This window comes from Candidatus Paracaedibacter symbiosus, from assembly GCF_000757605.1.
In the GTDB taxonomy this organism is placed as follows: domain Bacteria; phylum Pseudomonadota; class Alphaproteobacteria; order Paracaedibacterales; family Paracaedibacteraceae; genus Paracaedibacter_A; species Paracaedibacter_A symbiosus.
Genome location: NZ_JQAK01000005.1, coordinates 102,929 through 115,424, shown reverse-complemented (window position 1 = coordinate 115,424; position 12,496 = coordinate 102,929). Strand labels below are relative to the sequence as shown.

Annotated in this window: 7 protein-coding genes and 1 pseudogene; 4 read left to right on the top strand and 4 right to left on the bottom strand. The window is 37.0% G+C overall.

Translation table 11 applies throughout. From position 1 onward, the window contains the following. From IG80_RS15875 to IG80_RS0110460, 3 genes are all read left to right on the top strand, one after another. The coding region (locus IG80_RS15875; protein ID WP_032113991.1) for a hypothetical protein at positions 1-876 on the top strand (876 nt) is incomplete at its 5' end. A gap of 483 nt (positions 877-1,359) precedes the next feature. Further along, a complete protein-coding gene (locus IG80_RS0110465; protein WP_032113990.1) occupies positions 1,360-2,109 on the top strand; it encodes an MBL fold metallo-hydrolase in 750 nt (249 codons plus the stop codon). Beyond that, positions 2,106-2,672, top strand: a complete 567-nt coding sequence (locus IG80_RS0110460; RefSeq protein ID WP_032113989.1) for a hypothetical protein — start codon at positions 2,106-2,108, stop codon at positions 2,670-2,672. The genes IG80_RS0110465 and IG80_RS0110460 overlap by 4 nt, the downstream gene beginning before the upstream one ends. Positions 2,673-2,746: 74 nt before the next feature. Here the strand turns inward: IG80_RS0110460 and IG80_RS0110455 are convergent, their stop codons facing one another. After that, entirely contained in the window at positions 2,747-7,810 is a 5,064-nt protein-coding gene (locus IG80_RS0110455; RefSeq protein ID WP_032113988.1) for a DUF7779 domain-containing protein, read from the bottom strand. Positions 7,811-8,053: 243 nt separating this feature from the next. Between IG80_RS0110455 and IG80_RS0110450 the strand changes: the two genes are divergently transcribed. Further along, entirely contained in the window at positions 8,054-8,329 is a 276-nt protein-coding gene (locus IG80_RS0110450; RefSeq protein WP_032113987.1) for an HU family DNA-binding protein, read from the top strand. Here the strand turns inward: IG80_RS0110450 and traD are convergent. The 3 genes and pseudogenes from traD to IG80_RS0110435 all read right to left on the bottom strand — a co-directional run bounded on the left by traD (position 8,326) and on the right by IG80_RS0110435 (position 12,381). After that, positions 8,326-9,987 carry a type IV conjugative transfer system coupling protein TraD gene (traD, locus tag IG80_RS0110445; RefSeq protein ID WP_032113986.1) on the bottom strand — a complete coding sequence of 554 codons (1,662 nt, stop codon included), beginning with the start codon at positions 9,985-9,987 and terminating at the stop codon, positions 8,326-8,328. The genes IG80_RS0110450 and traD overlap by 4 nt on opposite strands. Positions 9,988-10,003: 16 nt before the next feature. After that, positions 10,004-10,339, bottom strand: a pseudogene (locus IG80_RS14215) (Tn3 family transposase); the annotation flags it as partial. Positions 10,340-10,572: 233 nt separating this feature from the next. Then, positions 10,573-12,381, bottom strand: a complete 1,809-nt coding sequence (locus IG80_RS0110435) for a tetratricopeptide repeat protein (protein ID WP_032113985.1) — start codon at positions 12,379-12,381, stop codon at positions 10,573-10,575. Positions 12,382-12,496: the final 115 nt, after the last annotated feature.

Here is a 12,496-nt window from a genome sequence, read left to right as displayed (position 1 = left end):
GGTGGAACTGAAGCTCCTCTTTCACAAAAAGATGGACAGAACGCATCTCTTTCTTCATCTAAAGAAAATAAAAGTGCTACTGCGTCAATTAAAACAATTAAAGCTATTATAGAAAGAAATCCTCAGTATGACGCTGCTGAAGATATTGTTAATCGCGTTCATAAAACATACAACGTCCTTAAAGATATTATCTCAAATGGTCGACCTTTATCTGAAAAAGAGGATCTTCATTTATTGAAACAATGTGTCTATGCCACAGGAGAAGCACTCAATACGCGGAAAATGTGTAAGAATCCATCCTCTCATCCCTTAATTGATCGTGCTCAGGCAGAAAAAAGTGCTTGGATGCAAGCTGTCGCTATAGAAAAAACAGATTCTTTAAGGATTCAGATGCCTTATCAAAGTATTCAAGCAGCCACCGCTTTTCGTGAAAGTTGGAGTAACGCTGCCACTCAAGTTGCTTTTAATATCTCTCTTCCCAATCCAACGATGGATTCTACTTTCACCTCCATTCTGGGGCAAGAAGCGATTCGATTAGTCAACCTGCTACCTAATCATCATGCACAGATAAAGGACTTCATTCACCAGCAAGCATCTCATATTGACTCCAATCAACAATCACTTGTAAAAGGTGCTACTGCATTAGCGGATACTAAAGGGGTAGAAACCGATCCAAAAAGTGAAAATATCATTGTTGCTGCTAAAACACTTCTTATCAAGGAAATGATCAAAGATCCTGTTAAAGACTCTTCTTTTTCCGCTTCACCCTTTGTTGAAAAAATAAGCATTGAAGCTAAGCAAGAGCAACAACGTCTCCAATTTATTGAACAGCGATCACTTCAACAACAGCAGCTACAAAATCAGAGAACTCTTTAGAAATAGTGAGATTTCAAGGAGGGATATGACTTTTAATAATTGCCGCTTGAGGTGGTTTGAAACCTGCTCCTGAAAGCCGATTCCGAAGGGCCTACCTTCATCATTTGTAAGGCTTGTTAGAAATACTAATTCATTTATATTTCCTTCTTATTTCTTTCTGCGGCACACTCAAGTAAGCGTCCCTGGATTACTCGACTATTTGAGGTTTATCCATAAAAGAGCACTCAACCTATTTATTTTTTGGCAACAGCTCGTGATTTCAAATAGACAAGTTAATGATAAAACCTGTGGTATTTATACCTTGGTATGATTAATAATCCATTTTGACTGTATTTCAACAGCCATCTGCTTGATATTTCATTAGCTATATTAACCTTGACATTAATATTAAAAATCTATCAAGAATCACTTGGAAGATTAGTTTTCTCATTGCGTCATAATTATAGTAATAGAATCTTAAATTTTAAGTGGAAAGAATAGCGAATGAAAAAATATTTAATTTTTATTGGGTTGTGCTTTTGGCATAAATTAGCATCTGCTACATCTACCGTAGATATTTTTGATGTGGGACAGGGAAATGCTGTAATAGTACGCTATGAGAAGGAGTGTCTCTTAGTAGATGCAGGAAGTAAGGGTATGAAATACTCCGATCTCCATCAACATTTGACCGAGGTGGATAATTATCATGAAATAAAGCTTGATAAAATTGGCGAATCTGCCGATGAGGCATTTAAGAATAAAAGAATTCAAGAAATGAAAGAAATTATTCAAGATGTAGAAGAAGTAAAAATTGTTATTACTCATCCGCATGATGATCATTTCAATTTAATTCCAGCTATATTTTCTGATAAAGAAAGCTTGGAGAAAATTAAAAAAGTAGTTTTAGGCGGCTTATGGAAAAATTATCCTTTACCATTTAGAAATTTTCTAAATAATCTTGCAAAAGATACAACAAATTTAGTTAAAGTTCTTAAAAAACAAAATCGTAAGGAGTTAGATTTAGATAACTTTGAAAAAGAGATACAATTTTCATTTGAAAAAGAAAACTCACCTCCACCTAAAGTACAACTTCTAGCTATGAATGCAGACATTAACTCCAAAAATTATAATCATAATTCAATTATTTTAAGAATATATTGTGAAGGAAGTAAATCCATTTTATTAACGGGAGATGCTACTAATCCTGCCTGGGAGCAAGCAACGAGGAGGTGTAAAAAAAGACCTGGACAATGAAGTCAGATATTCTTCTTGTTAGTCATCATGGCAGTAATTCTCACCACTCTACACGCCTTAAAGATTTAGAAAAAATTAAACCTGAGGTTTGTATATTTAGTACCGGCCTTGATTATAGTCATCCTCACCAAAAGGTCTTTGAAATGCTAGAACAATGGGCAAGCAATACTTCACCACGTTACATTGTTTTTCAATCTAAACGAGGGCAGAGAGAAAAAGAAATTACACATAAATCAATATTCAGTACAGTTAACAATGGTAATATCACTATTGATTTAAATAGTACTAAAAAAGAGTTAGAGGTAGAGCGGGCCATAGAAGGGGTAGTAGAGTTCGTAATCAATAATTTTTATACACGTTTTGTAATAGGGGGAAAACTTGAAGATACTGCTTCCCTTAACAAGTGGAAGGATAAGAAAGGCCGCTGTATTTATTATGAAAGAGAGGATAACGGAATTGGTGAACTAAATATAGTAGGTTTTTCTCGCGGTAAAAATAAGCCTGCCTATAAGTTAATGTTAGAAGCTTTTAAATTGCCAGGGGCCCACTCACGTCGTGATTAGCGTCAAAGGCTTACCATAAACCGGCTTTAATAGTATGGAGTCTGCTGCTCTGAACAGCTAAAATAGGTTGGTCGTTAAAAAACAAATAGCTCTGGGTTCGTTTCCTCAAGTCTGTCCCAATTTTGAACATTAACGTTTGGTAAAGCCTCAATGATACGGGACTGAATTTTCCAACTCATGTCTTTGGCAACCAGACATTGGATTACCTCTTTGAATTTGTCCCAATGCAGGTCAGTAATCTTTGGTAGGACGCCAATAATGCTGTCCCAAAAATTTAGATTCATCTCCGGAGTAAATACCTGAACAGAAAACTTTGTAAATTTATCCCAATATTCAACATCAATCTTTGGTAAAGCCTCAATAATTTTGGCACGAATATACCTATCCATTTCTCTATCAAATAGCTCTTTGGTGACCTGCATAAATTTATCCCATTTTTGGATATTAATTGTTGCAAGAGCCTCCATAATTACATCACGAACAAATCCATATAATTTTTCTGTAAACAGCTGGGAAGCAATTTCAATAAGTCTATCCCATTTTTGGCTAGTGAATGATGCAAAAGTATCGATAATCCTACCGGCAGAAGTAGTAGTGTCCCCTTCGCTAGGAAATAAATTAGGCATAAATTTAATAAACTTATCCCAATTTTGGGTGTTAATTTCTATTAATCCAGCAATAAGTATGCTAGTTTTATACTCATCCATCTTTATTTTTAGAAAAGATTCTTCAATAATTTTGTTAAATTTATTCCAAGTTGTCTCATTATTTATAATTTTTTGAAGAAATAAGATAAGCACTTTATCACTTACCCTCAGCATTTTGAATGCGAGAAATTTTTGAGTACTTTCTATGAAATTATCCCAATTTTGGAGGTTAATTTCTGTTAGGGACTTAATTATGGTATTTTTAATATCTTTATTCATCACTGGGGAACCCAGCTTTAGAACTATCCCTGTGAACTTGTCCCAATTTTGCACTTCTATCTTTGATAAAGCCTCGATGATGCCCTTTCTAATATCCTTATCTATCTCTTTGATGAACAGATTCTGGATTATCTTTTTGAACCCATCCCAGTTTTGAAGAATATGAACTTTTCGAAGTGCCTCGATAATGCTCTGACGGATGCCTCTATCCTCCTCTTTGAGGAATATGTGGCGAATAAATGTAGTAAATCTATCCCAATACTGGACATCAATTTCTGCCAAAGTATTAAGAATTGGAATAAGGTCATCCTTGTTGTCTATTTTTCTTAAGAAATTTATTAAGGTGTTGTCTTGTTCCCTATATTTTATTATAAACCCCTCAATAATTTTGACACGAACCTGGTCCGGCGTGTTTTTTGTAAATAAGCCTTCTAAAAATTGAATAAGCTTCTCCCAATGCTGGATATCAATCTTTGCTAGAGCCTCCCTAATCTCTTCATATTTCTCTTCATCTATTTGATATTTCTTATCAACTTTTTGTTTAGCCTTCACTTCTTTAATAAGTCGTTTGAATCTATCCCAATTTTCTCCGTCGACTCTTTGTATTAGGTGGCCAAGATTTTTATATCTGTCCCAATTCCCTGCCTCTAGACAGCTAACTCTCTTAACAATTTCTATCCCCCTGTCTGTATCTATTTCCTCTGTAAACACCTTTTGTGCTCTTGCTAACCATCTTTCTCGCCGTGCTGTATCAAGAGTAGTTAGAAACTCAATAATTCTATTGAATTTTGGAACTTTCGTTGGGTCTTTTCCTTCCTCTAGATCAGCAACACTTTTAATCTGTTTTATAAGGCTGTCCGAGTCACACATTCCTATCTTTTGGGCAAACAGATGTTGGGCTATTTTCATAACCTCTTCCCAGTCCTTGGCATCAATTGTTGCAAACTTAGCCATAATGCCACTATGTCTATATTTTTCTCTTTTCTTTAAAGGCAATTGCTTAAATATACTGACAAAATCTTGTCGTTGCAGGGGGGGGATTGTTTCTAAAGTACGGGCATTTTCAATGATCTCTTGGTGACTTAGATAGGTTTGGGGATAGAGAGACAAAAGATCTTGACACTCTTCCATAGTCAACTTGATCCCTGCTTCTCTAATTTCCTTATGCACTATTTCTTTTAAAAGAGCGGTTTCCTTTTCTCGTTGCTCAAAAACCTTATTTCTTAACAAAGCATGGGTTTTTCTGTATAACCCTTGCAAATTCTGAGTCTGACTTTCTAAGAGCAAAATCTTGCCCTTAATTTTCTCCATTACTGAAAGGCGCTTTAAATGATCCTCAATCCTTGCTAGATGGGATAGCATAATAGAATTCTTCTGATGGAGTTGAGAGAGGCCATAGGCTCCTTGGAAACCTTGAGAAAGGTTTTGCCAAAAGAAGGAAAATCTTGAGACAAGCCCCTCAAGCAAGGGAGGAAGATCCCTTACATTCTCTGCTGACTCTTGGTCAGCTCTCTGTACCAATTGCACCAAACGGTGAATAGAAAAGGAGGAGCCATTATTTTTGATGAGAGAGAAAATGACAAGCTCTGAAAAGGCATCACCAATTTCCTCAATTTCCTTCATTACTGAAAGGCGCTTTAAACGCTCCTCTTTTGTTTCCTTTTCTTCAGGAATACGAGGGAAAAATGCTTCCTTTAGAATTGTATCCGGATCAATGTAACTAAAATAGGTTAATAACTCGGTCGCCCAGGGGCTAATAAGGCCTTGGGCCATTGTAATAGTATTCTTAATAAGATATCCATAATCAAGAGTTATATTTTTTCCTAAATAACGCCAATTAGACCTCAAAAGTGCTAAAGAGCCGTTTTTGAAGTCCTCTAGATAATTACCAAATCCATATCCTTGATCACTTTGACGTTTAAAATTAATATAACTTATTGCATGAGAGAGAGCTAAGGGAAGACGACCCAGTTCTTCAGCAGTTTGTTCGGCTACCTGTTCGGTTTCTTTGTTTCGTTCAATTTGATGAGTACTTGGATTGATACTCTCAAATAAATACTCAACTGCGTTTTTTGGAGAAAATACATCAAGGGGTAAGATTTCATGCCCCCATCCTTCCTGACACCGAGAGGTGATTAGAATGTGGCCATTTGTGAGTGTCTTATTATCTAAGAATCTAGAATCGGGAACATTATCGTAAATAAGAAGCCAGGGCTTGGGGAGTTTCTTATTGAGCAACGGCAAGAGTTTACCAAAGGGATCTGTTTCTTTAACTGTCACATCAAAGAGTTCTAAAAGGTTTCTATAGCCCTCCTTAAGCCTGTCGTCTGTTTCAGAACCAAGCCAGTAGATTAATTTATAGGCTTTATTTACTAAGGCTTCATGGGCATAGCGTGCGGCAAGAGATGTTTTTCCTATTCCCCCCATCCCAGATATAACTGATTTATGGGCAGAAGAAATTGTGACTTGATTACTGCTATTTAGAAGTTCCCAGAGTAAAGTTAAATAGCTTTTGTCTGAGCCTTCAGGATAACTGTCAATCAATCCCTCAACGGAAGGGGCTTCATATAAATTATTTAAAACCTCTCCTTCTACTTTTTTCCAACGCCTTACATTTGGATGATGGTCAAGAAGTGAGAGAGGGGATGGAATTAGCATACCCAAAGTTTGGGCTTGTTTGCGATACTGCTCTGCTTTCTTTAGGTCTTGGGTTTTACCCGGGTCAGAATAAAAAAGGCAAAGCTCTTTAGCCGCCTCTTTATCCTTTTGTTTTGCTGCCTTTGTGAGAAAGTATAATCCAGAAGTAATACTTTTAGGAACTCCCAATCCATCAAGGTAACATTTTCCTATCAGAAATAAGGACTTGGGAGATTTACGGGGATTTTCCGTTTGCATATGAAGATTAAAGGCTTCCAGATAATTTTGGGGAGTGCCTTTTCCTTGACTATAGCAATCTGCTAAGCTTAATAACATATGATCGGGTACTGTGTCACTAGCAGTGATCACAGCATTATAAAAGCAGGTAAACGCCGCTTCATATTTGTCTTGTTGAAAAAAGGTGTTCCCATGGTTCCACCACTCATCTGCTGTAGCCATTCCCCCCACCTTAGTGAGTGGCAGCAATGTTGGTGGCGGTATCCCATAATCAATAGCTTGCCTTAAATGATAAGTCTTTATCCAATTGATAATTCCCTCAAACTTCTCTTTTGTAAGGCGAACCCCCTTATTCTTACCACCGGCGCCTCCCTCTGTATGAATACCAATGGTAAAAATGTTAGTTTGGTCTGGATTGGTTGGACTGGGCCATTGACGCCAAATGGCGCCGCCGCTTTGCCCAAAAGAGGTCGTAATGCTATAGGTAATAGTTTCAGAAGTAAATACCGTCTCTTGAGTTTCATCTTTCCCTTCCCACATTTCGGTTGAATAGTAATCTTTACTCCCTTTTTCGCCAGGATAACCTGTTGCAGTAATTTCCCACTGATCAAAGTAGGTATCGGGCGCGTAAAGTAATCCTGACCACCCGGCTTCATTCCCGACCGCTCGATCTAGGATAACCATTCCCAAATCATAATCATCCTTTTTGCGTGACTTAGGGTCCAGCCATTGTTGATGACAAAGCAGCATACATCCTTTGCTATACCCAAACGGAAAGTAATTTCCTTTTCTACCTGGGGTAAACCAAATCTCCTTGGCCCATTGCCCTTTATAATAAAGATTATGGCCTGCGGTTAAGACATGGTTAGGCCCTACTAAAATACCTGACCCAACAGTTATTTCTTCCTTTTCAAATCGCATCATTAAATGGCCGTGAACACGGTGGGGCCACTGGGAGGGGGATGGGACTTGACCCCAATTGTCTGAAGAAGAGGAACCACTTTGCTTTCTTGATTTTGGTTCTTCCGTTGTGACTTTGGCTACTAATCCGTCTTGAATGACATAAGGAGTAGGAGGAGGCTCTCCTTGTTGAGAGCTATCTTTCTGCAAAGACCCCTGTTGGGGTTTGTAGCAAAAAGTATACTTAAGTTTTGAGGTGCCTTTTACAAAAGGTTCTAGTTTCTCAACATAACTGGGGCCTTGTCCCTCCTCTCGTAGATCATGCCCTTCTGGATGGTCCATGGCTTTAGCAGCTAGAGAAAATAGGACCATAAAAGCAAGAGGAGTACGGCATAAGATATAATTAAGAATATGAGTCAGTTGATGATGTAAGAGCATGAGTCACCTCATTTTTTTCTTTATATCATAGGTGAAAATAATTTTATCGTTTAAAATCTCATCTCCATTCCCGTGGCGGCTTTTACAGCTAGCTTAACATTTGGGCCTACTGACTAAATCTTGTTGAGTTAGAGCTGTTTTTCACCGTAAATGGTGTAAAAAAATCATAGCATTTAACATAGACATGTTTCTAAACTTTGTCTTACTGTTGACAATAATTTAACTACCACTGAGAAATTAAAGATGAATAAAGAAGAACTAGTTAAAAAGATTGCTGGAATTGCAAGCTTAAATAAAGGCAGCTCCAGCAAAGCTTTGGATGCAATCCTTCAAACGATTAAAGAAAGCTTGAAAGAAGGCGATTCTGTTAATATTGCAGGTTTTGGAGCATTTAAAGTGACTAAAAGGGAAGAACGTCAGGGACGCAATCCACGAACAGGTGATCCTATTACTATTGCGGCTACCTTAGTTCCTTCCTTTACTGCCTCCAAAACTCTCAAAGATATGGTAAAAAGTTAAAATCCACAAACTTCTCCCATTTCTCCTTTATCAGGCTTAATATCTACCTGTTTAGCTAATGCAGTTCTTTCCACTACGTGTGGCTTTCCTACAAAGGCCACATTTTTATTTTCAATGTTTTTATAAGAAAAGGTAATACGAGTCACTGGATAATCTTCTGGTAATTTAATATAGGCGCTAAGATCAGGAATTGACATGAATTCTGTATAAGGAATCACAGCTTTACTCTTCTGTTGTTCATTAATAGAAACACCATCTCGCATTTGATGGGCCCCAAAGGAAATCCCTTCACTGCTTTCCTTTATTTCATGATCTCCCACTGTTTTGGCAATCCACTGCGCTGTATCCGAGTCAGGCGTTCTAAAAAATACCTTTGTGTTATATAAGCTCGACATGGTCTTTCGAACTTCATGACCATAAAGCTTATCAATCTGACTAATGTTTTGGAGTCCAGCCACAATACAGCCACCATACTTACGTATCTCCGCCAAGGCTTTAGGTAAAGCTTCTACTTTATTAAGAGAAGGCTTCTCATCAATAATAAACCAGACTCGGCGATCATGGTCAGGGCGCAATCCCATCAAGGAATTAATTGCTACATTTAATTGAGTGGTTAAGAGAGGCCTTAATGTTTCTCTTTGATCTGGCATTGCTGTCAAAAAGAGCCATCCGGTCTGCTTTTCATCTTGTATCCATTTGCGAATCGAAAAAGAGGAAGAGGATTCTTCTAGAAGGAAGAGACAGCGAATATAAGTCGCTAAATTGACGCGGATTGAAGCTGCAGTTTTATCTCCCGCTTTATCTACTAAAGAAGCAGCAGGTGTTCCCGCATAAAAGTTTTGTATTTCAGATAAAGGTTGGTTAATCGCATAATCTACCAAGGACTTTAAAGAGGGATTCTCTGTCCGCTTTAATTTTTTTAACGTTTCAACAAATAATGTTCGTGCTGCATCAGACCAAAAAGGATCATGAAGAGCCTGAGGTACAAGGCTTGCTGCCAGTTCATCAGCGTGGATATCATTTTCGCATTCCCTCCATATATCCCAAGCTTGTGTACGTGCATCTAGAGGATTAAGAATGATATCTGTCCTAGGATTGTAGAACTTTTCCACAAACACACCGGTGGTATCCACAATCACGGCTTTTTGTTGCCTTTTTCTTATTTGAGGGAGAAGATGATTAAAGGTATTTGTTTTCCCAGAACCAATTGTTCCGACAAGTAAAATATGTTTTGTCTCGCTATCTTTTAACAAAGGCATCTTATCTAAATAAATATCCGATATCTTATTTTTCTGACGCATAATCTTAATAACGTCATTCATCGAGGCTTCCCTAGATCCTGACAGGATTTCCTTCTTCATGCGCGCTTTCCCTCGCCATACCCAAAGCCCCATAAAGCCCAGAAAAGTAGTCAAAAATACAATAGCTGACAAAAAGAAATTATATATTAGCATATCTTCTATATGATCGATTTGATCTTTCATCCAACGATCATTTAAAATATCAACGGATCTAACTTTTTGTTTTTTACCATCTTCATACACAAATATCTGCGTACGCTTATTGATATCCCCAAAAGGAAGCCCTGTCTTTAATTGGGCTACCAGATAAGTCAACGTAATTTGCCGCTGATAGGGGTCCTGTGGAAGAACCCCCAAAAGTGTTCGTTCTGAGTTAGGCTATTTTCCAGAAGTATTGTTTTAAGTGTTTTTCAAGTGCACGGACCATTGCATTTACATCGATATCACCATCACTCTTTTTAAAATTATACTTTCCAGTAAAGGCGATATGCCCCCAGGCAATCGGTGAAATTCTGGCAAATTCTTCAATAATTGCTGGCTTGACCATTTCTTTAAGTATTTTCTCGTAAACGGTGTTCAAAATAATGGTATTGTAAGCAATAATACAATTTGCCACGAGTCTTACTGCATGGGCGCTGACTTGATTGTTGACTACTTTTTTTCCTTTAAAAACACCACGATAGATTTTTCTAATGAGTCCCTGTAATTGGTGATAGGCCTCAGTTCAATTTCTAGCTGTTTGTATCGCTTTTCGAAGAGCCATATTATCGATCCGGATTTCTGTGGCTTTCATCTACATTCCTATTTGGTTAGGATCATGCTATATTATTAACTCTTTTTTCTTGAATTTGGTATAAGTACATGAGGATTGTGAATAAAATTTTGACGCCCCCAGAGGGCAAAAGACGATAGTTTCGAAAGAAGTCTGATAAAAAACCAAGGTTAGATAAGCCCCTTGCTTTCTAATTTACCTTTTAGATGTTTTGGATAAAAATTATAAAGCAAGAAATCTTCACGAATATTCTTAATTTGAGCTGGGATAAGAAAAATTTGGTTTGAAAGGATGACCATTTGCTCGTTTATTTCATCTTGAAAGTTAAACCTGCCTTTTATATGGGATCCTTTCCCACTTGAGCGATCAAAGTCCTGACCCAATGCTGCCATCAGGGTTTCTAATGCTGTCATTGAAATTTTAACTTGTGAATCTTTTTTACCTTCGTAGCGCTCAAAGAATTTACAAAAGATTTTATAAGGGTTTGAAGAAGGCTTAAGTAATGTTTCAATAGTAACAATAGGCCTTACTTCTTGCTCTATGGTGGTGATAGGAGCTACCTGAGCTTGCGCTACACCTCTTGTCTTTATTTTCGGCTTCTTTTCAATTTGTGGTTCTCTTGTTCTTTTACTTTTTATGGATGTAAGGTGTTCGTCCAAGAAAGTAGGCTCTTCCTTAGATGAGAACTCTGTTATTTTTGTCTGTTTTGCCACAGATTTTTTACCGTGTTCTGTACCAAGATGCTTTGCTTGTTTTTCTATTAGCCCAGCTTGTTCTATAGCATTCTTGATCAACAAACCTCTTTTCTTTCGTTTTTCGAAACTTGCTTCTAAACATCGTTGCAAAATTGCCTGAAGTTCATCAGTGCGACCAGCTTTTTGTAGGGCAAGTCTATAAATTGTCTCAAAATTGGTAATTTTATGCTTTTTTAGCTCACCGGAAGGAAGATTCATAAGTGTTTGCAAGTTTTTAAGAGCATCTTCATAATGTTCTGCGTAAATTTGTGCGCAGGCTAAATTTTTTACAAGAACCGGGTCGTATTTTAATAAGCAACCATTTTCCCATGCTTGTATAGATTTATTATAGTTACCTGCCGCATAATAAAGAAACCCAAGTGAATTATAGTTGAGCCCAGTTTGGTATGGATTATCAGCATCTAGTTCCGTACCAAGGATAGATTCGTATAGCTGTAAGGCCCTATCATATTTCCTTTCATTCACCATACAAAGGAATGCATAGCGCTCTCGTAAGAAAGGAGAAAAGTCCCCATCACCTTGATTATAAAGTTGACCAACTAACTGTGATGCTACTGAGCTTAAATTATACGCCTCTAAAGTAGCTAAAAAAATTGATAAAGTCGCTTCATAACAGTGCTGTGTAGGTAATTTTTTCAATAGGCCAAGTACTTCAGTTACTTCTTTCATAAACGATAAATTAATTTTTTGGTTGAAATCTTTTAGATTTTTTGTTCCGATTTTCTTTAAAGCAGCATATTTCGGCGGATTTTGAATACAGCAATCAAGGTCATCTATTAATGACTTAAGAAAACACCCGTTAATTCCAATTTCTTTAAGGTAAAACATATATTCACTTACTCGCTCTTGAGGCATTTCTTCATACATAAGCGCTTGAGCGTAAACATTTAAGCCTTCTTGCAGTTTATCTTGTTTAAAAAGGACACGTGCATAATAAACTTTGAGATCCGTGTCGTACCAATAATGTTCTGATAAGGTTTTTAACTCTCCTTCTACATATTCAAAGTTTTCTTGAGCAATAGTACAGTTACCTTCATTTGAAAAATTCTTACGAATAATGCTAGATTTTTTTCTTTGAAGTTCTAGCTCCTCATAATGCATACAAGCATATGCAGACAAGGGAACCAGGGAAAGATTTATAAAGGTTAAAAATTTGATAAAACGTAGCATATTATTACTCGACAAGTTATCAAGAAGAAAATTATTTTTTATATAAAAATACATGGGAACTACGCCAATAATTTTCAAGAGGCAAAAAATGATTGCAAATCACGATCAATCACTTAAAAATCGTATAGCTTCGTATAATGTATGCTATACGAAGTTATTACGTAACTAC